The organism is Nitrospira sp. CMX1 (assembly GCF_054902215.1).
Genome location: NZ_JBUBKD010000019.1, coordinates 1 through 23,365 on the forward strand (window position 1 = coordinate 1; position 23,365 = coordinate 23,365).

Here is a 23,365-nt window from a genome sequence, read left to right on the forward strand (position 1 = left end):
ACGAGCCGGATGTTCTGAGGCGTGATTTTTACAATTCGCTGCTGGCAGCTTTTACTGAAGATGAGATTGGTTCACAACTGGCCAGAATGAATCTCACGCGATTGTTGATCGATGTGCCGGATGACCGGCACTGGGTGGTGGGAGGGATTATTTATTGAGAGACATATGAGGAGAAATATTGGGGCCAATATGTCACGAGACGATTGCTGAATCGCTGTGCTTTAGGGCTTTTGGCCATTCTGACTGCAGTTATTTCAGTTGGCTGTGGTCAGCGCGTGAATATTCTGATGGTCGATCAACCCACCGAAGTGCACGCTACTACCCAGGCCGCTACTGCTTCTGACCCAAGCATGAACATTCAGACAGGGAAGGCTATTGCGACGCTCAAGGGTCAGTGGGATGACGCACGCGATCAGCGTCCACCATGGATAGGGTGGTGATGCTTTTCAGGTTCAGTGTCTTCGCGTATGATACCTTCGAAGTTGGTCTCGCAGTGGGAGCTGTTGCTTGGCCATGCTTCGTATTTATGAAAACGGCAAGAATTTTTAAGAGGACTGATTAGCAGGAATGCTGTTTCAGTCTCAATTCTACGTACTCGTATTCTTGCCATTGGTGACGATGTGCTATTACGCCGTTGCCAATTCAGAGCGAGCGCGACATTTGGTCCTAATCGCTGCATCACTCGTGTTTTACTCCTGGTGGGATGCACGGTTTCTTCCTCTCTTGCTTGGTCAAATTGGCTCAACATGGGTTCTAGCGTTATGGCACGAGCGTACTGGATCACCACTGGTACTACGTATTGGAATTCTCCTCAATTTAACTTCGCTTGCCACGTTTAAGTACCTAGACTTCCTCGTCAGTCTGATTGAATCGGCGAGCGGGTTGCAGTTGCCTCGTGCAAATGTCGTATTGCCCATCGGTATTAGCTTTTTCTCGTTTCAACTCATCTCTTACCTTGTGGATCGGATAAGGGGCGAGGCACCCATCTATCCTCTCCGTGTATTCGCTCTGTTCGTCATCGTCTTCCCACACTTAATTGCTGGTCCAATTGTACGGCATAACGAACTGATCCCCCAGCTCTTGCTCAACCCACTTCGTGAAGGTATCTATCAAAGGCTCAGCGCGGGGTTCATCGTGTTTACTGTAGGCCTGGTTAAAAAGGTCCTACTTGCAGATCGATTAGCGGCTATCGTGGATCCACTTTTTAAGAAGGCTCAGATACACATGTTGTCTTTCGGGGAGGCCTGGTCGGCAGCATTGGGATTTTCATTCCAGCTGCTCCTTGATTTTTCAGCCTATACAGAGATGGCGGTTGGGACGGCACTGATGTTTGGGCTTCTGTTGCCGGAGAATTTTGTCCGGCCATATCTCTCGAGTGATATCCGTGAGTTCTGGCGCCGATGGCACATCTCGCTGTCAAAGTTTATTCGGGATTATCTGTACATTCCGCTGGGCGGAAACCGTCATGGCCCGCTGAGGTATGGATGTGCGACGGTTATTGCCATGTCTATGTGTGGGTTATGGCATGGAGCTGGATGGACATACGTTGCATGGGGGGTCTGGCATGGGAGTGGCCTGATTCTCCATCGAGGTTGGCAATGTGTAGGGCATCCCTTGCCAAAAATAATAGGCTGGTTTGTGACAATGGCATTTGTCATCATAGGATGGGTGTTGTTTCGTTCCAGCGACTTTGGGATTGCGGGGGCTATTCTTTCTTCTCTCATCGGTGGCAATGGTTATACCGGGGTGTTGCAAGGTGGCCTGACCTTGGCTCTTTCGGCCCTTGTGAGCCTTCTGATGCCATCGGCTCATGAGATGAAGGATCGCTTTTTATTGCCTTATCCCGTTCTTGCCGTTGGTGCAGCAGTACTTGTTGTATTCTGTCTACTGGAGGTTGGTAAGGGGGCACCAATAAATTTCATTTATTTTAAATTTTAACGATGAAGCGCGGTTCGCAAGGGTGTGAATGATAATGCGCGTCACGAACACAGAAGAGACCTGGAAGCGTTTTGTTGAGGTTTTCCTCGCTGCATTCGGAATATCTGCAGTGTCTGTTTACTTGTTTATCTTGTTGGTAGACCCCTATGGGATCATCCCATTTTCATTGCCGTTTGAGAGGCGCATCGTAAGCATCAGCCAGGCTTTTGTCTATCCTCAAATCGTGCTGAGCAAGAAATTCGATTCGCTTATAGTCGGCACGTCGACTTCACGATTATTAGATCCTGACTATCTCAGCCGAAGGTTCAACGTACGGCTAGCCAACTTAGCCATGAATTCTATGCGAGCCTGGGAACAAAACGAAATGATCGATTACTTCAGACGCCGTATTGGTCCTCCTAAAGTGCTTATCGTTGGAATTGATTGGGTGTGGTGTCACGAGCAGGCCGACAGCGTCCGCCATAACCCACATGGGTGGCCAGACTGGATCTATGACGATAGTCCATGGAACGATTATCTGTATCTGTTCAATGAATCGACTGCGGAGATAGCCGTTAGGCTTGTCGGGAATAAACTCGGGCTCTACCGTGAACGTGTTCGGTTTGACGGGTTTGAGGTCTTTACACCACCGGAGAACACATACGATTTCGAACGTGCACGACGGCATATCTGGGGGGATATTAACCCAGAGACATTCAGAGATCTGCCCTTGCCCATACTATCGGCCGGAGAGAGAGCAGCACTGTCGTTCCCCGCGCTGAAATGGCTCGACGCAACATTGCAGAAGTTGCCAATGTCCACGGTAAAGATTTTGGTATTCATGCCGGTTCATATTGCTGCACAACCGCGACCAGGCACAACAGAAGCTGCTGTGGAGGTGGAATGCAAGGCAAAGATTGCTGAAATCGCTCAGAAGGGTGGTGCCAAGGTTATTGATTGGCGTCTGCACTCTCCTATCACGCGCGAAGATACAAATTATTGGGACAACCTCCACTATCGGTTGCCGATTGCACAACGTCTTCAACAAGAGTTGGCCGATGCGGTTCTAAATGGCCGTGATTCACACGATGGCAGTTATCACATCCTTGTTCGCTAACCCGGGCTACAAAAACCAATTGAATAGCTGGAGAGACAGATGGAGTATTGTTCTTGTTGGAGGAGCAGCATGGAGTCGCATCTTGTTTTGTGCACACAACGCGCCTTTTGGGTAGATAGGGGTTTCCCTGATCGTCTCTTAAGGATCGTCTGGCACAGTTATAGGGTCGGATACCGTTTCCATCATCCGGTGAGGGTGGTTCATCGGCGGTAGGTGAAATAGATTCATCATGACCACTTCCTGCCTGGCGCAGGCCGTACGAGCGAAGTCTAACCACTTGCAAGATGTGTTTTTGTCAGGATTGCTTGAGCTGCCGCTCGGATTTGTATCTTGGATTCTTATAGGGCAGAATCGTGCGGGAGCTTGCCATCTATCGATGGCATAGCCCATTGCCTTCGCTCGTTCCATTCGATTACTGTCAGAATTTGATGTACATGTAACAGAATCTTCGTCAGCAGGCGATGTCGGCTGATAGAGGTGCCGCTAAAAAGTTAAATGCGAAGTGCAATGGGTGATGTGGAGTAGAATGCCGTGAGAGAATGTCATAATCGTTTGGCATGGACTTGGTTCCTTGTCTTGAGCGCTGGGTTCCTTGGTGGTTGTGGTGAGCGTGAGAACATTCTTGTGGTCGAGCAACCCACGGAAGTCCACGCCATCACGCAGGCCGCTTCTACTCCAGACCCGAATGTGAACATTGAGCCGGGGAAGGTTATCGCGACGCTCAAAGCCGGTGAGACAGCCAATGTAGTTGCGGTGTATCACGGCCAAGCATATGACGGTTTCAAGGTGAAGCTGGCTGATGGGACGGAGGGGATTATCATCGCAGGGGATACCTTTACTGTTACCTCCCGGTGAGGACTCCACGTTCTGCGAAGTTCGGGTACCTTTTTTTCGTTTGTCTCTAGCCTCTTGTACCGACCTACCATCATCGATTACTGTCACTGTCTATGGAAGAGGAGCCGCGAGAATCACCGGAGCCGGACGACCTATCCGAAAAGATCGTCATTTACTGGGAGCGGGAATATTCCACTGCTTTTCCGCCGGAGCGGTTGAAGTTGGACTTCCATCCGCACCGGCCGATGTTGAGCAATATGACGCTGGAGGAACAGCGGGCACTTGCCGCCAGCGGATACAAAGTGATGCCGGATGACTGCGGGCCGGTCAGGACGGTGGGGAGCTATGGTTGGCTGATCCGCTGTCCTGTCGACGTGAAGTTGCGACGTACAGCCTCAGGAGTTCAGTGGCAGTCGCCGTCGATTCTGCCGGAAGAGCGACTGCTCGGGTACAAGAGCTTTACCGGCATGTATGTCGATTTGATTCTGAACAGCGGCTATCCAAAGCTTTGTTGTGGAGTCCGTCTGTACTACCCCAAACATGTCGGCTTAATGATGAAGGATCTGCCCAACCATTTCTATCACCACCCAGACCGTACGTTCTCTATCTGGGAGGGGATTAAAACACAGGAGTATAAGCGCACGCCGAATCAGTATCCCTGGTTGCCTGACTACGAAGCCTTCACCGCCAATTTTCTGTTACAACTGCACAAACCGACGACGATCAAGCGTGGTGACCCCATCGGTGTGATCCTGCCGGTGCTCCTCCCGAAACAGTTTACACTCCAAGAAATTCAGCAGCCCTGAGCTGCGGGTGCTCAGTTCCTCAATGATATTTTGTGGGTCGGGTTCCGATGTAGGACTACTGCAGTGCATCCGGTGGGGTCTTGAGGAGTTTGGCAAAGCGATTCTTGTCGATCGCCTTTTCATAGGCTTCTTCCGGGGCGATCCATTTCTTGGTGAGGAGATCCTGAATCGCATCATCCAACGTCTGCATGCCGATGTTCTTCCCTGTCTGCATCTGCGAGGCGATCTGAAAGGTTTTCGCGTCTCGGATGAGATTACTGACGGCCGGGGTGCACACCAAAATCTCCAAGGCCGCACAGCGCCCCTTTTGATCGATCCGCTTGAAGAGGTTCTGTGCGACGATGACGCGCAAGGCTGTGGAGAGTGTGTTGCGAATTTGTGGCTGTTCGGACGCTGGAAAAACTTCGATGATACGATCGACAGTTTTGGCGGCGTTCTCGGTATGGAGCGTGCCAAATACCAAGTGCCCCGTTGCCGCTGCCTCGACGGCCAAGGCGATCGTCTCGAGATCTCGCATCTCCCCGACGAGAATGATATCGGGATCCTCCCGAAGGGCTCCCCGCAGTGCAGATCCAAACGTGATGGTGTGTAAGCCGACTTCACGGTGGTTGACGATGCAATTCTTACTCTGGTGGACGAATTCGATCGGGTCCTCGACGGTGAGAATATGATCCTTCCTGTGGCGGTTCGCGTAGTCAACCATGGCTGCGAGTGTCGTGGACTTTCCGCTACCGGTGGGTCCGGTGACCAGCACCAGCCCTTTTCGCAACATGGCTGCACGGGTCAACACAGGTGGCAGCGCGAGGTCTTCGGCAGAGAGGATAGTGGTCGGAATCTTCCGAAAGACGGCCCCGACCCCGTGCTTGTGGTTGAAAAAGTTTGAGCGGAAACGGGCGACTCCTGGAATCTCATAGCCGAAGTCCACGTCACCCGTGGATTCAAATACGTCCTTCTTCGGCCCTGGAGTGATCTCATAGAGGAGTTCATGGAGGCTTTGGTTATCGAGAGGCGTGTGCTCTGGTAGACGTTCCAGTTCACCGTGGATGCGAAAGGCAGGGACTTGTCCTGCGATCAAATGCAGGTCCGAGGCTCCATGCTCAATCATCTTGCGGAAGAGTTCATCGATCTTAGGCATCGTGCTCAGTCTCCTCTGTCCTTCCTGTTGTAGTATACGGATTCTCGACGTATCGACAATTGAAACTCGGATCTTGAACAGGCTCCTCGTCAGCGGTCTGCATGAAGGTTTCGGCGACAATGTTCGTCATACGCTCTTCGATACGAATTGATGGCTGTGAGTCTGCCGGACGGTGAAGCATGAAACGTGAAGTGTCCGAATTCGGGCACGACATACGCTTCACGCACGACGTTTCACGAGATGCGTGATCTCGTCACGAACCGTTGTGAAGAATTGGGGTTGACCCATGCTTATCGGGCTTCGGCGTTGACTGCTTCCGGCGATTCTCGTGGAGGTATTATTGCTAGTTCCGGTGGGGCGTCATCAGGATTGTAGAATTGAGAGTCCGGTGGTGGAGGATCAGTCTGTGCTGAATTGCCTGGATCCATTGGAGCGACTTCCACAAGGGGTGCTGCAGGTCTCCTCACGACTTTTCGCCGAATGGGCTGTGAAGGTGTCGAGGGTGAAGGAGAAGACGAGTGAAGTTGAGGCTGGGGTGCGGAAGAAGCTGGTGTGAGGGCTGGAGCCGGCTGAATCTGTGGGCGATGGATGAGGCTATGCCGGCCACGCACACCATCGGCCGCCTCTGTGATCTGCCACGAGAGGGGCATGGTTAGCGTCATGACGAGGCTGAGAGCCGTGGCTTTTGGAACATCAATCATGTTGATGGGTTCCCTTTTAAATGGCTATGACACGGCATAGAAATCCTAGGGTTATGCAACCCATGTGCTAGAGGTTCGCGAAGAATTTGGATGAGCAGGTTGTGTCAAACTCCTGTGTTATAGGTGGTTTCTGTCAGATAGTGACGATCCGGGGCCTCGGTGGGTGGCCAGCCCGTACGAATCGCCGCGTTGGGTGAACCGATTGGTACAGCTCCCCGGTCAGGGAGAAAAACTCTTATGATCTGGAACCATGGAGGGCGGATGTGTGGTTGGAGGGCGTGTGCTACGGTCGATTGGTTAGCCTGGAGGACTGGAGAGGTGCTGAATCAGCCATCCGGCGATGAGCGTTGTCATCCGAGTAAAATCTTCTCCCTTTGTGAACTGGTGGTCTGCGCCCGGCAGCATCTCGAGATGTTTCTTCCCCTGTAGAGCCTCGTACAATTGTCGGCTTTGATGTAGCGGAACGTGCTCATCCTTGTCGCCCTGTACGATGATGGTCGGTGCACTGATTGATCGTGCGGGATCATAGGCGATTTGGCGAAGGGCATCTTCATAAAAGACATAGCGGAGCCTGATTCGGTTAGGATCACCCATAATATTGGGGATGGTATCGGTCGTCTTCCATCGTATCATCTCATCGGGGCCAAACCCCAATCGTAACTCCTCCGCGAAATCGACGACCGGGCATTTGAGTGCCAGACAAGCCAGGTCTGTCCGCTGAGAGGCCGTCAGAATTGACACCAGTCCGCCGAAACTCGACCCCATCAATCCAATGTGTCGATAGCCTTTTTGCTTCATGAGATCGATGGCGGCCTGTGCTTGTTGCACTCCCAGGGTCGTGGTGATCTGCTCAAATGGACCGTCGCTTTCTCCTTGTCCAAAGAAGTCGAAGGAAAAGGTGCCGATCCCGTGGTCGATCAGCAACCGCGTGAGTGCCTTATTCGTCGAACTGGTTTTTGAGGACAAGAACCCGTGACACAAGACGGCCACCTTGTCCGTTCCTCCGGGAGGGAGGCTCAAGATCGCGGAGACTCGATGCTCTTGGGAATCAAGAAATGAAAACCGTTCTTCCACGCGAGTATTCTACCAGAGTTGGCGTGGGTGGGTAGAGTTGAGAGCGAGATCGTCGGCGACGTCTGTCGCTACCGCTCCAAGAAATAAAAATGATCAGTTGGTCCGTGGCCGTGGCCGATTGCCAACCCATGGCGGATGGCTTGCGTGACGTAGTCCTTTGCCGCTTGCGCGGCATCCAAAACGGAACGCCCTTTGGCAAGGTGAGCGGCCAGCGCAGAGGCGAACGTGCAGCCGGTGCCGTGAGTATGGCGTGTCTCGATGAACTCGCCCTTCAAGACATTGAAGAATCGGCCGTCATAGAGGAGATCCGTCGCCCGTTCGCTGAGCAGATGGCCTCCTTTGATCAGCACGTGCTTGCAGCCGAACCCATGGATGACCTTTGCGGCTCGTCGCGCATCGGCTAAGGAGGTGATCTGGACTCCGGACAACTGTTGGGCCTCATGGATGTTGGGAGTCACCACAAAGGCGAGTGGGAGTAACTGTGTCTTCACGGCGTCGACGGCATCCGGCTGTAACAGGGAATGACCGCTCTTTGAGACCATCACCGGGTCTACGACCAGGGCAGCGATCTTTTGAAGGGTCAGCATCTTGACGACAATGTCAACGATGGTGCTCGACGACAACATTCCTGTCTTCACGGCGGCGACATCAAAATCGTCAAAGACCGCGTCGAGTTGGGAGACGATGATGCTCGGTGGCAACTCAAACACGTCCGTCACTTCTTCGGTATTTTGAGCGGTGATGGCTGTGATGACCGACATGGCGAAGACACCATTGGCGGACATGGCTTTGAGATCGGCCTGAATGCCGGCCCCTCCACCGGAATCCGATCCGGCAATCGTCAGTACTTGTTTGATGGCTTGTGGCATGCGTTGCTTTCTAAGGCACGACTTCTTCTTGACTGGGAGTCGGCTCCAGCTTCAACCGATCGATCGTGAATGAGGCATCGCGCCTTGGTAATTGCTCGTGAAACGATAGTGTGAACTCGGAAGCTGAGGTTTCAGATGGTTGAGTGAATATGAAAACCACTCGCTGCTTTCGACGAGGAGACAGTTCGATACCTCGCGTACAGAGGCCTTCACGGTTCTGCTCAACGGTCTGATGCCACACACGTCCATGTTCGTCTTTCAACACCGTGTTTTGCAAGTGACAGAGGAGCTTGAGATCACGAGCGGAATGATTTGCGACGGTGGCATCCAGCTTGACCCGGCTATTCAGCCGCTCGATTGATGTGACGACAAACTCATAGGAGTCGTTTCGATGGGTCCCCAGACCGGGCGGTGGTGTCGGTTCTTTCGGCTTCTCGACCGGCAGAGTTCCGGGGGCAGGCTCTTCTTGTTTAAAAAACATGCTCAGGGGACCGGTTTTCGGGAAAATCGTCCGAGTGGCGCTGATAGACTGAGCCTGCTTAGGGGTGATCAGCCGTACGGTGACTTGTAGCCCTTCTGGTGTTTCCGTGTAAGTCCCTGATACGAAGACGTCGGCGCGGACGGCCTTGGCGGCGCGTCGGACGGCCTTGGCATGGGCTGGATCGATGTGCTCAAGTTGCATCTTTTTCAAGGTCGAGGAGAGCAGGGTGTGGTCGACCGTAGTTAATTCACCGGCCACCATGATTTGTGTCCCAAGCTCTTCGGCGAGGAATCGTCCGACCGGCGTTTGCTCACCCTGTGCGTCGGTAAAGTCGAGCACGGCGAGTCGTTGCTTCTTTGCCTTGGCGGCCCTTTCCGTCACACCCTCTGCCAGTTGCTTGAGGCTATCTTCGTAACTGGCTGCTGCCCATGACGATGGTGGAAAGGGAAATGGCAGGACAAGGGCGATCAGAAGGAGCAGCGGACCGATCATACGCATAAACTGTTGTCATTATACTCAGTGAGATGCCGGTGTCTAGCAGGCCACAAAAAACGGTGATTCTTTGGAGCCTCCTGGAGCTTGTTCCCGTGACCCGTTGGCGGGATATGGAGGTTGTGGGATGTGTACCACCGCATGATGCAGCTGAAATCTCTGGCCTCATGGCGATCAGGGGGATTTGTGATGTCTCGGCCTGACCGGTGCGCTCAGGGCACCTACCGAACCGATTTCGCCCTGTTTGTGTCGACTTCATCAGTGCCCCAGTGAGAGCTGGTGCACAGGATGTCCAAGCCTGTGGGCAAGCCTTCTGTGGGGTTTGACAAACGCGCTTGTGAGTGCAGTACACTACCAGCCCAATAGCTCCCCCCATTCACTCCTACTGTTCAAGGAGGCCTCCATGCAGAACAGTTTCTGGGTAAAGATGCTCAGCGTAACGAGCCTGTTGCTCTTGTGTCTCACGAGTTGGGTCAGTGCCGAAGAGTCAGCTGGTGCTGTCAGTGAGGCACGTCTGGTCGCGCAATATAATTATTCCATTCACATCCTGGCCATGTTGGTGGTGGGATTCGGATTTCTGATGGTGTTTGTCCGCCGCTATGGCTTTGGTGCGACGACCGGTACTTACCTTGTGGTTGCAACGGGACTGCCTCTGTATATGTTATTGCGAGCCAACGGTGTGGTGGGGCATGAGTTGAAAGCCCATACGGTCGATGCGCTCCTGTACGCTGAGTTTTCCGTTGCGACGGGACTCATCGCGATGGGGGCGGTGCTGGGACGTTTGCGGGTCCTTCAGTATGCGCTGCTCACGTTGCTGCTGGTGCCGCTCTATGCGCTGAACGAATATCTCGTGTTGGACAATGGGGCCGGGTTGACTAAAGGGTTTCAGGATTCGGCTGGGTCGATCGTTATCCACGCGTTCGGAGCCTACTTTGGTCTCGCGGCCTCGTTGGTTCTGACGACTACCGCGCAGCGGAGTCAGCCGATTGAATCCGATCCGACGTCAGATCGCTTCGCGATGCTCGGGTCGATGGTGCTGTGGCTGTTCTGGCCGAGTTTTGCGACGGCGATTGTGCCGTTTGAACAAATGCCTCAGACTATCGTGAATACAATTCTGGCTCTGAGTGGGGCTACACTCTCGACTTATTTCCTCAGCACCCATTTTCATCATGGGAAAACATCGATGGTCGATATGGCCAATGCGGCGTTGGCAGGCGGGGTGTCGATCGGCTCGACGTGCAACCTTGTGAGCCCAACCGGTGCGTTTGGGATTGGGTTGCTGGCCGGTGCGCTGTCGGTTATTGGCTATGTGTTTATCCAACCTATGCTTGAATCGAAGATCAAGCTTGTCGATACGTGCGGCGTCCACAACCTTCATGGGATGCCGGGTTTACTCGGCGGACTCATGGCGATCATGGTCGTGCCGGGCGTTGCCGGTGTTCAGCTTGTGGGTATTGCCATGACGCTGGGCATCGCCATCATTGGAGGCGCAATAGCCGGTGCGGTGATTCGAGCGACCGGGACCACCGAACAGGCCTACGAAGATTGTCACGAATTCTCACATGTGCCAGGCCCTGAGAGTGAACGACGGGTGGAGGAACTGGCGCTTGGAGCCAAGGCCGATATCGACGCCTTGCAGAAAGAAATTCTTTCTCGGACCGCCGTTCGCACGTGAGCGTCAGGGTCTTTTTTGATTGCCTGTGAATGACATGGTGGGAGGTCTGGGAAGCTAGACCTCCCGCCATCGCCCTGAACCTTGTACGATGCTTAGTGCAGAGCTAGCCCTTTCGGACGTGTGGAAGATTATTCCTGCCGCCAACGAAGGAATGGTATAGAGGCTGGCTGCCTCGTGGATACCATTATCAACTCCTCCGTAGCGCTTGTATTGAAAACGGCATGTCAGCAAGCGTGCAGGACTGCGCACCGCTATGGTTTTAGACCAGACAGGTTTACGGGCGCAATGGTCATACTGCTGTTCACTCTGGCACCGTGGAACGGTGAGTTGCGGGCAGAGGGGGCACCTAGCTCGATAGTTGAGAAGTCTGGAAGTCAGTTATTTTTTTAGTCCGCAATAGTGCTTGCAATTCCCCTCACGCTCAATTGCAGTTGCAGACACGCCTGGAGTCAAAACGGTAAGCCGTTTTTCACTCGAATCGTCACCGGGCTGATGAACATACCTCCGGTGCCGGCATAGCTCAAGCGCTCTGAGAAGGGTAGCTTAAGCCAATGATCTCTGTTCGGCGGGACCGTCTACGTGAGAAGCAGCAAAGGCGGCGCATGGATTTGTTTGTTGCTGGATTGACGGCCCCAGGGGAGAAAGTGTCAGTTTGTGGTCGATTAAAGCGAGATGGGAGGTGTTTACCGAGACTATTACCATTGCCAAATCAAGCACGCCTCTGCCGATCATTCAGGAACAAGTATCGCCGCACACCATCCGTTATATGGACAGTTTCACGGTGTGCGCTGGGCTAGACGTCTCAGAATTTCATCGCCAACGCGTAGACCACAGCACTGTGTTTGTGACGAAGCGAGGACATCACATCAATGGAAGTGAGAAATTCTGGAGCAAAGCGAAGCGGCACCTGCGTCAGTTCAATGGTTTCACGCCAGACAGATCTACTTGGTTTCTGAGGGAATGCCAATGGCGCTTCAATAACGGCAGCCATCAACAGCTGCTAAGACAGCTTAAATGTTGGTGCACATTAATTCAGTTGGAATTCTTAAATTTGCCAGCATTGTAAAAGGGTAGAGGTCAAATTGACAGCATATGCTAGAGCAGGTCCAACGTCTGCGGCATTCGCTCCTTCGCGCATCATTACGGCGGGGAGGTCAACTCTGTGCCCTCGACTCGATCAATCAAGTCCGACTCTGCGTCGAGGGCTGGGGGCAAGGATGTCTTCAGAAGAGGACACGACTTGTTGCCCAAAAATTTTCGAAGGTATTCCGCGTCCCGTGCCAGTTGATTGGAAACACGTCGCGTCATTGATCCTGCGAAAGAGTCTTTCTGGAGGTCCAGATCCATATTCCCGACGTAGGTACAGGCACCAGACTGAACTGTAAAGGTGGCGGGGAGCACCGCTTGCCACACTCCTTGCGTAACATCGAGATTAGTACTCAAGAGTCGATATGTGCCAGCCGGCAATGTGAATGCAAAGTGTCCATCGATCGGAAGCGCATCGATTGTGATCGATTTCCCCTCACCGTTTTTAGATAGAAGCCACTGCATATCGGATGGCAGGACGACTTCCGATGTCCGGCTTTTCTCGTTGACTGTGACATGCATATGTCCAAAAACTAATCCCTGACCAGAGCCTAGAATTGCTGCATCCCCAGGAGCCAGGGGAACAACCACCGTGGAACAACCCATCATGAGGTCAGACCCGAGCAGAAAAGCAGAGAGAAGCACGTGTCGGCTTAATAGTCGCATGCTCCTCGATCCGTCAGCGTTCTGCCACCACTGTTGTAACGTATTGAGGCCAGCAACTGCGCGAGATAGCCGAGGCGCTATCTCGTAGAAAGTGTTTTTAGTATTCATGTCTTAGTCCCATCGGTACTGGTTCATCGGTACAACTGTACAACTCGTCTAAAAGGTCCAGATGAGGCGTCAAAATAGACAGAAGACTCTCGAATGAGGAATGCACCTGCTTCAAGTCTGAGGACATCCCTGCAATCCTCTTCCCTAATGACACCGATAATTCCTTGCATCCCGCTTGCTTCCACCACTGCCTCACTCAGGCTGTCCCTATACCTCAGCGTGACCTTGGTCGTCAATAGTGGACTCTATGAAGCGGAGCCTCTTCCGCCGTTCTCTGGGCGATCAACAGAGGCTGCTTGGACTTGATAGCTGTTTCATACTGCAACACGCTATCCTTCAGGATCCCGATGCTGAACAGCTCTGCCTCGATGGCCCTGAGCCCTTCTGCCATCACGGCGCCTTCGATCGGGCTAAGGCGCCCACCCAAGACCAGGCTTCGCAATGGCACACTGGGGAACATTTTCGGGACGTTCACTCCCTCTGTATGCCGAACTTCCTCCACTGCTTTATATGCGTACCCGTGTTTGTCATGTCCCATCACATGTCCCTCGCTGTGACAATCTCTGCCGACGATCGAGCGCGTTTCGATAGGAACGTCTGCTTGCTCCAATTCGTGAATTGCTGTTTCCGTATTAGCATGTCCGTTATGGGTTGCGACAATTGCACGTTGAATTTACGGAGGATTGCCGTTCATGCTGAGTTAGTCGAAGCACACGAATCAAGTTTTAAGCAAACTGCTGGAGCTGTTGATACGAGACCAGCGAAAAAAGCCGGGTGGGTGTGGTGCCCCAGGCAGGGCAGCAAGTGGTAGGACCTGATTCGTCAGCGAGGCGTGAGAAACGATTCAGGGCTTGGAATGGTGCGCCCGACAGGACTTGAACCTGTAACCTTCTGATCCGTAGTCAGATGCTCTATCCATTGAGCTACGGGCGCATATGAGGGTAGTGATGAGGGTTGAGTGCGGAGTTCTCGGTTACTCCGTCGGTTTCAACATGGCAGCTCTCATTCAGAGATCGCCCACTTGAATGACGCATGTCTCAGCACACAGCATGTTCGTCTCAGCACTTGTTAGAGCTAGTGGTTATACAGTTCTCCATGAGGAAGGGTCAAGTGATGGGTAGCAGAAAAGTCTGCAAGCTGGGGTGCCCCAGTTGGTTAAGAGATGATCGTACTTGCTTCGTTTGAGAAGGTACTTTCAGTCCCATCCGTGGTGAAGGCGGTGACGACGAAGAAATAGGCAGTGTTGGGTGCCAGACCAGTGACGGTGTAAGAGGTGGTATCCGTGGATGTCGTAGCAATTGGCGTCCCATAGCTCCCTGATGCCGTTGTAAGATAGATCTTGTATCCGGCGAGATCCGCTCCGGGATTTGGATCCCAAGAAAGCATCGCGGTTCGGGTATTATACGGTGAGATATTTGTGTCGAGAGAAGGATCAGCCGCTGCACAGGCTGTCAGAATGAGCAGTACGACACCGAGAAGCAGATGATAGGAGCGAGTCATGATCATCTTGGCCTCCGTTGTCAACTGAGATGGTGGTGTGAGTTGACTTGGCCCTTACCTTCCGCAAGCTTTGTACCGGCGTCTATGCGGAAAGGGATCTGCGGAACCTGTTTGAAATATTGATGAGTGGGAGTGGGCGCCTATGGCGACTCGGATGGAGGTTATCGAGTAGAAGTCAATTTTGTACGATTACGTCAAAATCTGTCCATACTCCATACCTTGTACCGACCATTGTTAGGAAGAGCCTGGACTGCTCACCTGAAAACGACGAGGGGCTTCCTACGGAGTAGGAAGCCCCTCAATCCAGCATCAGCAAGCTGAAACTTACTTGCCGCCTTTGTCCTTCTTGTCATCGCCGAAGGTGTCGGCATGGCCGCCCTTCTTCTCTTCCTTCTTGTCGCCATAGATGTCCATATGGCCACCCTTCTTGTCCTTCTTCTCTTCAGCCATCACAACATGGCCGCTCTTCTTCTCTTCCTTCTTCTCGCCAGCGAAGGCTGGTGCGCTGAAGGTGATTGCCACTGCGACTGCCATCACTGCCATCAACATGCTCTTCATTATAGGAACCCCCTTTAAGAGTTTAGAAGAATGTGTGCCATTCATTGGCACTTGAGTCAGGTATACAGCAAAGGTAATGCCGCTCCTGACTATTTCTCACATGAGACAAAGAGCAGCGATGAATCAGTAGGTTAGAGATTTTTTCTCATGTAAGCTCGAAGGGAATTCCCTACAGCTAGCTGTAGCAGAATAGCCGTGATCGAGCTAAACCGCCTCAGTTCATGGAGGATAGTAGGGGCTGCCGCGACGGATGAATATTCTTAAGCCCAGTATGAATTGGCACAGGGTAGCCAATCGGTGGCTTCGAGTGAGCGGAGGGTTCCTGGTCTTTCACCCCTGGATCGATGCACGTTAGTTGAAATACTATATGTGTGTGTTCCTAATTTATATTGGAAAGGCAACCCCACGCGGTGCCATGATGCGCGGGCGTGCCATCATCCGCCCGAAATCACCGGTCGGATTTCGATCTGATCTTGGTCGTAGAGCATTTCATCTTCGGTCACTAATTCATTACCGCGAATGACGAGGTGTGCTTCGATGACCAAATTCAATTCCCGTAAAAGGTCCTTCGCTCGCTTGGGACCCTTAATGTCGATCGATCGTGAGGGGTGACTTAATTGTATCTGCATATCTGGATGATACGAGTAACTGGGATCAAGGGGCAAGGGGGGAGTATGCACGCGTACTCTTCGTGAAACCTGATGTCGTTTAGCATGGAGCTGACAGTTTGCTTTTCGCGTAGACAAGTCCTTCTTCCAATGTTAAAAATTCTCCGTCTAACTGAGCCTCAAAACAGTCATCGAGTAGTCGGCCCATCTCCGGTCCAGGAGGAACTCCGAGATTCAGCAGATGCCGGCCCATCACGAGAGGCTGTGGGACTTGCCGATCCACCGCCAGCGCCGTGGCACGGCTTAGGAGCCAGTCTCCAGCCGGAAATCCATCAAACGGTTTCGGTGGGCGGCCTGCGTGATCCGCCCGCGCTACGCGGACCAAACGGTCGATGCGGGAGACCTGCTTGGCAAGACGCCGAATCGCGCTATCTGACGCCCGAACATCGAACAACGCGCGGGGACGGAGATGGCACTGGACCAAAGGGATGACGTCATCGATCAGGTCCTGTTGATTGGTCAACCGTCCGAGAAAGTCCTTCGTTGGTCCGATTCCCTCCGATTCGTGTCCTCGGGAGGTGATGTGCTCGCCGTCGACTTGGGTAGTCGCCGGTTTCCCAAAGTCATGGCAGAGGACCGCCAATCCCACGATCAGATCGTCGAGTTCATGACCTGTGCGTTCGGCTGCAAACCAGTCTAAGCAGTGAAGGGTGTGAATCCAGACGTCACCTTCAGGGTGCCAGTGAGGATCTTGAGGGCAGCCTTGAAGCGCTGCGAGCTCAGGATAGAAGCGCAGCCATCCGCATTGGTGTAAAAAGTGGAGCCCGAGAGAAGGCTTCCGACTCAATAGGAGAAACTTCTTCCATTCCTCCCACAGCCGCTCACGCGGATGCCCGTCCTGCGACAATGTTCGGCAGAGGGCAATGGTTTCCGGGACCACGCTGAACTCGAAGCGAGCCGCGAGGTGCATGCCTCGAAGCACCCGCAAGGGATCCTCTACAAACTGGTTCGAAACGTGACGTAATCGACCGGCAGCCAAGTCCTCTCGACCATTGAAAGGATCACGGAACTCCCTGGTGTCGGGATCCCAGGCCATGGCGTTGATAGTGAAGTCACGGCGTGCCAGAGCCTCGTCGATCGGTAGATTGGGATCAGCCTGTCGTAGGAGACCATGGATCGACGTGGTCTCGGTGCTGTGGAGGCGGGAGGGGATGGAGATGTCGACGGGAAGCCCTTGGAGTTTGAATACGGCAAAGGCCTTTCCGACGAATTGGACAGAAAACTGTTCAGACAGCAAGGCATGAAGCTGTCCGGGTGGGAGACCGGTGACTTCGAGGTCCAGATCTCGAGGCTGTTCCCCACGCGCGAGATCGCGGACTGTGCCACCCACTACCCAGATTCTTCCACTGCTGCGACGGACGCTCTCTTCAATGCGGCGAAGGATCCCAGCAAGTGCGGGATCTTCGAGACGGAAACGGATGGGCACTTAGATCTCCGCTTCACGAAGGAACTTAGCCGACTCTTCCGGTGAAACGGGATTGATGTAGAACCCCGTGCCCCACTCGAAGCCGGCCACTTGCGTCAGTTTAGGAATAATTTCAAGGTGCCAGTGATAGTACTCTCCGGTTTTTTCATGCAGAGGAGAGCTATGCAGGATGAAGTTGTAATGTGGGCGTGCCAGGACCTTGTCCATGCGGCGCAACGACTCCGAGAGAATTGGGGCAAGAAACTCAAATTGAGACTTCTGACTTTCTTCGAAGTAGGCTGCGTGGCGTTTGGGTAAAATCCACATCTCGAACGGGAAGCGCGGCGCGAAGGGGGTCACACAGAGGAATTCCGGGTTTTCCGCCACAACGCGTCCTCCATCGGACAGGTCCTGCCGGAGGATATCGCAGTAGATGCACCGTTCTTTTTGCTGATAATGCTGATGGCATCCGTCGAGCTCCTCTTGTACGCTGGTTGGGATAATCGGGAGGGCGATCAGTTGGGAATGGCTGTGTTCCAACGTCGCTCCGGCGGAGGATCCATGGTTTTTGAAAATCAAAATGTAGCGGAACCGCAGGTCTTTGCGGAGATCCAGCATGCGGTCACGATAGGCCCAGAGCATGTCCTCGATTCGCTTCGTCGGCATCTCGGCGAGGCTTTCGACATGGGTCGGGGTTTCAATGATGACTTCATGTGCGCCGATTCCGTTCATCCGGTCATAGAGACCGACGCCTTCGCGCCCCATCTCACCCTCCACCTGGAGCGCGGGAAATTTGTTCGGGACGACCCGGACGGTCCAGTTCGGGGAATTGGGAGCCGCCGGTTGCGGTCGATATGCCATGATTTCTTTCGGAGTCAGTCGTTCTTGTCCAGGGCAAAATGGGCAGAGGGACGCGGAACTCGTTCGAGCGGGTGACGGGGTGATGAAATCATGCGGGCGACCGCTGCGTTCCGTTGAAATAATCACCCAGCGGCCGACTATCGGATCACGTCGTAAATCGGGCATCTCTTCTCCTCCTCATATTAGGTAGGGGTGAAAGGTACGGGGTGAGGAGAAAGAAGACGGACCGAGACCAGCTGGAAACCGACGAACTTCTTCTCACCCCTTATGTCTCACCCGTTACCTCTTACGATGATCACACTCTCCACATTTCCGCCTCAAACTCAGGCCCCGGCACGGTGAGCACGGCGGGGCGCTGACCAGGATACCGGGCGACTTCGAGGCTATGTTCTCGCACCGCGACCGATAGCTGAATCGTATGCCCTGCTTCCAGCCCAAGGTCCTTCCAGGGGATGGCCAACTCCAAGCTGGTCTGTGCGGCGATGGACCGATGGGAAGCAACCGATTCCCAACTGTTCGTGGTCGTCTGACGAGACAGGTGAAATTCTCCTGGACCGGACAAGGAGAGGGGAAATGTGAGCCGATACTTGGAGTGCGGGCCTTGCAACAGGAGATCGACGTTGAGCCCTTCTCGCTTGAGGTTCGCCTCGTCGAGGTCGAAGCGCATAACAAACTGAGTGAGATTCCAACCGAAGAGAATGGCCGTGAAGATCCCATCGGCCTTCCACATCGCTCCAAGAGGCGGTTGGGTACTGATGCGACCCGCTCCGCGCCATTCGAAGAAGTTGGTGACCTTGCCGTCGATGGTGGGTGTGATGAGAGTGACCGGCTGCTGCACCATCTCGGAGTCAAATGGCATCGTTTTTGCGCAGATCGCATGGTTGAGCTGGTCTGGAGGCGGGAGGCCCATGTGCGTCCAGACGTTGCGAAGATGCGTTCTGAAGAGCCGATCGAATTCGGGCTTAAAGTCGGTGTCGAAATCGTCCCCGTACCACCAGAACCAGTCACTGCCTTCTGCGGCATACAGCTCTCGCCACGCAGCTTGGGCACGATCAGGCGGAAGGGTCGGTCCATGATGTATGAGTTGCGTACGAGTATGTCCAAGAAGATCCCACCCCTGATTGTCTTCGTGGTGTCCGATCCAAATCTTGTAGTCGGAATTGATCCAGGAGCCTGAGTGAAGCGACGATAGGTGCTGCGTGGGCGGTACCGATGCCAGTGCATCCGAGATCGTCGAAGACCGGACCGTCAGTTGTCCGGCCTGATCCAACGCATGATGCGTGAAGCCTTCATAGAGGAGCGAAAGGAATCGCTCTCCTCCGTCGTGGTAATGTTCCCAAGGGTTTTCGCCGTCCAACACAATGGCAATGAGGAGTCGGTCTTGCGGGCTGTCGTGGATGATGCCTTGCAACCGACGCGTGACATCGTCGGCGGCCGCTTCCGGTGTCGTTTTGTGATAGACGAATCCAAAGGCATCGGAGATCTCACGGTCCCGGAACAGTATGGCCAAGGATTGCCCGGCGTCGCCGATATGATACGGTTGATACAGGGCAGATGATCGGTGCCAGGGCAGACCGTCCATCGCGAGGGTTCTAGCCAGAATGCCCTCGTCGGTGGCCAACCACCGAAGGCCTACTTGATGGACGAGCGGGAGCATTTCTGGACAGACCGATCCCTCTGAGGGCCACAGGCCTGATGGCGGCTGTCCGAACGTCTGTTGATGAAAGAGGACGGCTTCTCGGAGCTGCGCTTCTGCATCTTCATGAGCCCGGAATCGGGCCGGCAAGGGGAGGTCGGGTCTCGCGCGTCGGGTGATGTCGGTGTCGAGCACTAACGGCAGAATCGGATGGAAGAAAGGAGTGGTGGTCAACTCGATCTGTCCCCGTTCCATGAGGCTTCGGTACAGGGGGACAATCTCTTGGACCGCAGTGCGTTGCAGTGCCAGAACTTCCTGTTTGTCGTCCTCGGTGAAGCCGCGATTTTTCTGGCGGAGGTCGGCCAGACGGGGATACTGTCGGACGGTGCCGTATCCGAACCAGGCCAGGTTGTGCCAAACTTGAAGATCCAGGAGTTCTTGTGTTGAAAAGTGACGGGCGATCCGAGGAAGATCCTGGTCGTTGACTTCCAACCCTCGTTTCACGAGCAACTCATGGTACCGAGGATAGGGACGGACCATGGTTGCCCAATTGGCAGAGAAGAAATGCCGAACCAAAAAAGCCTTTTCTTCCAGCGTGAGGTCTGCCGCTGGCCGTTGGGCGTGCTCGAGAAAAAGATCGAGCACCGTGCCGGTTCCAATCTCTTGTAACTGAAGGAGCAGCGATGGGGTAAAGTTGAATGTGGCACGCACCTCTGGAAATTGTTGGAGTACATAGGCCATATCATAGTAGGCCTTGGTCGCATGGAGCCGTACCCATGGCATACTGGCCGATGCGGCTACCGGATCCGTGTAATAGGGCTGGTGCATGTGCCAGAAGAAACAGACGTGGACCTGCTTCATCGAGATCGATTCCTTTCGTTTTTTGAGTATGTCATAGGGGGTATAGGCATGCAATGTGCGGGCAGGTTTTTGGAAATGCGGAGTACTGGGGGAACGATATGAAGTGCTTTCTGTGGTTGTGGGGGCCAGTCTGTGCTTATGCTGCGCTCATTTTCTATGTGTCGTCGCAGTCTCATCCTGAAGAACAAGTCCCATTCGTAACCTTTTTCAGCGATAAGGTCGTTCATGCCGTCGAATATGCGCTGTTGGGGGTCTTGTGTTGCCGCGCCTTTCAGGCGAACCAACGTGAGGTCTGGCGACGGCAGGCGATACTGTTGGCGATTGTCCTGACGTCGCTGTATGGAATCAGTGACGAGATCCACCAAGCCTTTGTGCCGTTTCGAGAATCGAGTGTTTTCGATTGGATTGCCGACACGGTCGGCGCGGCGGTGGGTGCGGCTGGTTTCAGCCGACTCTCCCAGTTCGTCGTGGCACGCGCGAAACCTATATAACTCTCTCATTATAGGACGCGCGAACTCTCCCCATGATTCATAACGGATCGTGCCCAGTTATGAATCATGCCGGATCCAGTTCCTCCCGGTAACAGGCCATCAATGTCCTTCCCCTGTCTCCTCCAGCGATCCAGGATCGGTGCCCCTCTCCTGTATTGAGGGTGAACCGGACAAGGCGCTGAAGTCATTGGTTGTTCAAGGAACTGCCATGATGGTGGGTCGTTGTTCTGACCCAGGACCAGGGGGTCTTGTGATGGGCAATAGTCAGACGTTGGATATCTGGGAGGAGAGGTTCAGGCTGTTCGGTAGGTGTCCATGCACGCTCGTGATTTTGAGCGAGGCTGCTTCTTGCTGGTTCTCACTTCGGGAAATCGATGGCGCAGATGTTTTCTGATGGTCTTCGTGACAAGTTGGGGTATCGTGGGTATAATCCGCCCATATGTCCACAGCACATTCCGTCGCGTCTCGAGCCCCTCTGGTACCTCCAGATCGCAGACTCATTGCCCGTACCATTGAAACGAGATTTTCGCCGGGCCTGGCATTGCGCGAGGTGATTCCGCTGGCCGGCGATGCCTCCAATAGACGATACTTTCGCGCAACCCTTACAGGAGGGCCACCACATTCTGTGATCGTGATGCAGCTTGCTGAACCGGAAGGGTTCAAGCAATCGGAGGAGGCAGTCAGTGGTACGGCCCATCAGATTGTGGAATTGCCGTTCACCAACATCCGGTCGCTTTTGGCCAGGGTGAAGGTCCCCGTGCCAGCACTCTATTACTATGATCAGTCGGCAGGGCTCCTGTATCTGGAAGATTTTGGCGATATGACGTTAGCGGATGCTGTGAGTCGTGCCGATCACGTGAAGATGGAATCATACTACAAGCAAGCCATTGACATACTGATACGAATGCAGATCCACGCTACCAAGGCAGAGGATCACACCTGTCTTGCGTTTCACCGTGGGTTCGATGCCCCGTTACTGATGTGGGAGTTTGATCATTTTCTGGAGTATGGAGTCGAGGTACGGAACGGCACACCGTTGGCCGATGTCGATGCGGAGGCCATTCGGCGAGCGTTCAGCAATATTGCCGATCAGTTGGCGAGCCAACCGCGGATCTTTACGCACCGTGACTATCATTCTCGTAACTTGATGGTTGATGGAACACGGCTCGGTGTGATCGATTTTCAAGATGCCTTGATGGGACCGGCTGGCTACGATTTGGCTTCGCTAGTGCGGGATGCCTACGTTCAACTTGATGAGGCGCTGGTCGATGAGTTAGTGGAGTATTATCTCGATCACATGGTTGACCGAGGTATGGGCGGAACTGATCGAACGACCTTCCGCCGACTGTTTGATCTTACGAGCATCCAGCGAAACCTGAAGGCAGCCGGTCGATTCGTGTATATCGACCGGGTGAAAGGGAACCCCAAATTCTTGGCGGATATTCCTCGTGTGCTGAGTTACGTCAAACGGAATCTTCGAAAGTATCCCGAGCTAGAACCGCTTCGGAAGCATCTCACTCCATATGTGCCGGAGTTACAGTAAGAGTTCGTGAGGGGTGAAAAGTAAGGGGTGAGTCGATGAAATTCTGGCTAGCAGAATCTTTACCTTATCTTTTACCCCGTATTCCTTACGAGATGCCATGAAGGCCATGATTCTTGCGGCTGGGCTCGGGACTCGTCTCAGGCCGCTGACCAACACAATTCCTAAACCGTTGCTTCCGGTTGCAGGCACGCCACTCATCGTCTGGAATCTGTTGTTGCTCAAGCGGCATGGATTTCACCAAGTCGTTATCAATTTGCATTATCTGGGGCCGATGATCGAGCAGGCCTTGGGCGACGGCTCGAAGTTCGGGATACGGATCATCTATTCGCATGAACCGATCATCCTCGGGACCGGCGGAGGAATTAAGAAAGCCGAGCCATATTTTTCAGGGGAACCGGCGTTAATCCTGAATGCAGATACGTTGGTCGAACTTGATCTTGAAGCCTTGTGGGACTTTCATCGCTCGCGTGGAGCAGCTGCAACCTTAGTTTTGCGGGAAGATCCCGATGCCGCGCGCTGGGGCTTGGTTGAGGTGGGAGACCACGATCAGATCGTACGCATCACAGGGCGCGGGAGGGAGGAGACTACGCCGATTACCGAGCGGATGTTTGCAGGGATTCACATCCTTCACCCCCGGCTACTTCAGCAGGTACCGAAGGGGGTTATTTCCTCAATCATTGATCCCTACGTAGCAGCCATCCAACGGGGAGAACCTGTGCTTGGCTATGACCTGCATGGATACTGGTCGGACATTGGAACCGCCGAACGCTACACACAAGCGGAGCAGGATGCTCGCGCCGGACGGATTCGTTTGGACGAGCGGTCCCCACACTGCACATCTCATTAAGACCATCATACTAGAAAGCGGCGTGCCGTTTGGC

General features: G+C 53.7%; 22 protein-coding genes and 1 tRNA gene. 9 read left to right on the forward strand and 14 right to left on the reverse strand.

The genetic code is table 11. The features are described 5' to 3' along the window. Positions 1–567 precede the first annotated feature (567 nt). The 4 genes from ACYX34_RS06010 to ACYX34_RS06025 all read left to right on the forward strand — a co-directional run bounded on the left by ACYX34_RS06010 (position 568) and on the right by ACYX34_RS06025 (position 4,674). Positions 568–1,938: an MBOAT family O-acyltransferase gene (locus ACYX34_RS06010; protein WP_462075648.1), complete on the forward strand. Its 1,371-nt coding sequence runs from the start codon at positions 568–570 to the stop codon at positions 1,936–1,938. 109 nt (positions 1,939–2,047) lie between these two features. Then, the gene (locus tag ACYX34_RS06015) at positions 2,048–3,034 is read left to right on the forward strand and encodes an SGNH/GDSL hydrolase family protein (protein WP_462075649.1); all 987 of its coding nucleotides are present in this window, start codon (positions 2,048–2,050) and stop codon (positions 3,032–3,034) included. Between the two features lie 531 nt (positions 3,035–3,565). Beyond that, positions 3,566–3,889 (forward strand): hypothetical protein, encoded by a 324-nt coding sequence (locus tag ACYX34_RS06020; protein WP_462075650.1) that lies wholly within the window; start codon positions 3,566–3,568, stop codon positions 3,887–3,889. Positions 3,890–3,981: 92 nt separating this feature from the next. After that, entirely contained in the window at positions 3,982–4,674 is a 693-nt protein-coding gene (locus tag ACYX34_RS06025) for a hypothetical protein (protein WP_462075651.1), read from the forward strand. Between the two features lie 55 nt (positions 4,675–4,729). Here ACYX34_RS06025 and ACYX34_RS06030 read toward each other — a convergent pair whose 3' ends face one another. The 5 genes from ACYX34_RS06030 to ACYX34_RS06050 all read right to left on the reverse strand — a co-directional run bounded on the left by ACYX34_RS06030 (position 4,730) and on the right by ACYX34_RS06050 (position 9,432). Further along, the gene (locus tag ACYX34_RS06030) at positions 4,730–5,809 is read right to left on the reverse strand and encodes a type IV pilus twitching motility protein PilT (RefSeq protein WP_462075652.1); all 1,080 of its coding nucleotides are present in this window, start codon (positions 5,807–5,809) and stop codon (positions 4,730–4,732) included. Between the two features lie 290 nt (positions 5,810–6,099). Beyond that, on the reverse strand, positions 6,100–6,510 hold the full coding sequence (locus tag ACYX34_RS06035; RefSeq protein WP_462075653.1) for a hypothetical protein: 411 nt from the start codon (positions 6,508–6,510) through the stop codon (positions 6,100–6,102). Between the two features lie 297 nt (positions 6,511–6,807). After that, entirely contained in the window at positions 6,808–7,584 is a 777-nt protein-coding gene (locus ACYX34_RS06040) for an alpha/beta hydrolase family protein (RefSeq protein ID WP_462075654.1), read from the reverse strand. A gap of 68 nt (positions 7,585–7,652) precedes the next feature. After that, on the reverse strand, positions 7,653–8,453 hold the full coding sequence (gene thiD, locus ACYX34_RS06045; RefSeq protein ID WP_462075655.1) for a bifunctional hydroxymethylpyrimidine kinase/phosphomethylpyrimidine kinase: 801 nt from the start codon (positions 8,451–8,453) through the stop codon (positions 7,653–7,655). Between the two features lie 10 nt (positions 8,454–8,463). Further along, entirely contained in the window at positions 8,464–9,432 is a 969-nt protein-coding gene (locus ACYX34_RS06050) for a FlgO family outer membrane protein (protein ID WP_462075656.1), read from the reverse strand. Between the two features lie 397 nt (positions 9,433–9,829). Between ACYX34_RS06050 and ACYX34_RS06055 the strand changes: the two genes are divergently transcribed. Together ACYX34_RS06055 and ACYX34_RS06060 are read left to right on the forward strand one after the other, a co-directional pair. Further along, entirely contained in the window at positions 9,830–11,101 is a 1,272-nt protein-coding gene (locus ACYX34_RS06055) for an ammonium transporter family protein (protein WP_462075657.1), read from the forward strand. A 679-nt stretch (positions 11,102–11,780) separates the two neighbouring features. Then, the gene (locus ACYX34_RS06060; RefSeq protein ID WP_462075658.1) at positions 11,781–12,167 is read left to right on the forward strand and encodes a transposase; all 387 of its coding nucleotides are present in this window, start codon (positions 11,781–11,783) and stop codon (positions 12,165–12,167) included. Between the two features lie 74 nt (positions 12,168–12,241). Here the strand turns inward: ACYX34_RS06060 and ACYX34_RS06065 are convergent, their stop codons facing one another. The 9 genes from ACYX34_RS06065 to ACYX34_RS06105 all read right to left on the reverse strand — a co-directional run bounded on the left by ACYX34_RS06065 (position 12,242) and on the right by ACYX34_RS06105 (position 20,450). Then, positions 12,242–12,853 carry a hypothetical protein gene (locus tag ACYX34_RS06065; RefSeq protein WP_462075659.1) on the reverse strand — a complete coding sequence of 204 codons (612 nt, stop codon included), beginning with the start codon at positions 12,851–12,853 and terminating at the stop codon, positions 12,242–12,244. Between the two features lie 340 nt (positions 12,854–13,193). After that, a complete protein-coding gene (locus ACYX34_RS06070; RefSeq protein WP_462075660.1) occupies positions 13,194–13,499 on the reverse strand; it encodes a hypothetical protein in 306 nt (101 codons plus the stop codon). Between the two features lie 319 nt (positions 13,500–13,818). After that, positions 13,819–13,894, reverse strand: a tRNA-Arg gene (locus ACYX34_RS06075). Between the two features lie 222 nt (positions 13,895–14,116). Beyond that, the gene (locus tag ACYX34_RS06080; protein ID WP_462075661.1) at positions 14,117–14,467 is read right to left on the reverse strand and encodes a fibronectin type III domain-containing protein; all 351 of its coding nucleotides are present in this window, start codon (positions 14,465–14,467) and stop codon (positions 14,117–14,119) included. Between the two features lie 318 nt (positions 14,468–14,785). Next, positions 14,786–15,010, reverse strand: coding sequence for a hypothetical protein (locus ACYX34_RS06085; RefSeq protein ID WP_462075662.1), 225 nt, complete (start codon positions 15,008–15,010; stop codon positions 14,786–14,788). A 443-nt stretch (positions 15,011–15,453) separates the two neighbouring features. Beyond that, complete coding sequence (locus ACYX34_RS06090; protein ID WP_462075663.1) at positions 15,454–15,648, reverse strand: MoaD/ThiS family protein; 195 nt, start codon at positions 15,646–15,648, stop codon at positions 15,454–15,456. Between the two features lie 79 nt (positions 15,649–15,727). Beyond that, positions 15,728–17,113 (reverse strand): CCA tRNA nucleotidyltransferase, encoded by a 1,386-nt coding sequence (locus ACYX34_RS06095; RefSeq protein ID WP_462075664.1) that lies wholly within the window; start codon positions 17,111–17,113, stop codon positions 15,728–15,730. Then, positions 17,114–18,118: a galactose-1-phosphate uridylyltransferase gene (gene galT / locus ACYX34_RS06100; protein ID WP_462075665.1), complete on the reverse strand. Its 1,005-nt coding sequence runs from the start codon at positions 18,116–18,118 to the stop codon at positions 17,114–17,116. It abuts the gene before it with no gap. A gap of 130 nt (positions 18,119–18,248) precedes the next feature. After that, positions 18,249–20,450, reverse strand: a complete 2,202-nt coding sequence (locus tag ACYX34_RS06105; protein WP_462075666.1) for a glycoside hydrolase family 57 protein — start codon at positions 20,448–20,450, stop codon at positions 18,249–18,251. A 98-nt stretch (positions 20,451–20,548) separates the two neighbouring features. On the opposite strand from ACYX34_RS06105, the gene ACYX34_RS06110 reads away from it, so the two are divergent. The 3 genes from ACYX34_RS06110 (at position 20,549) to ACYX34_RS06120 (ending at position 23,331) form a co-directional block, all read left to right on the forward strand. Further along, entirely contained in the window at positions 20,549–20,941 is a 393-nt protein-coding gene (locus ACYX34_RS06110; protein ID WP_462075667.1) for a VanZ family protein, read from the forward strand. 439 nt (positions 20,942–21,380) lie between these two features. Continuing rightward, positions 21,381–22,484 carry an aminoglycoside phosphotransferase family protein gene (locus ACYX34_RS06115; protein ID WP_462075668.1) on the forward strand — a complete coding sequence of 368 codons (1,104 nt, stop codon included), beginning with the start codon at positions 21,381–21,383 and terminating at the stop codon, positions 22,482–22,484. 97 nt (positions 22,485–22,581) lie between these two features. Beyond that, positions 22,582–23,331 (forward strand): nucleotidyltransferase family protein, encoded by a 750-nt coding sequence (locus tag ACYX34_RS06120; protein ID WP_462075669.1) that lies wholly within the window; start codon positions 22,582–22,584, stop codon positions 23,329–23,331. The last annotated feature ends 34 nt before the right edge of the window (positions 23,332–23,365 follow it).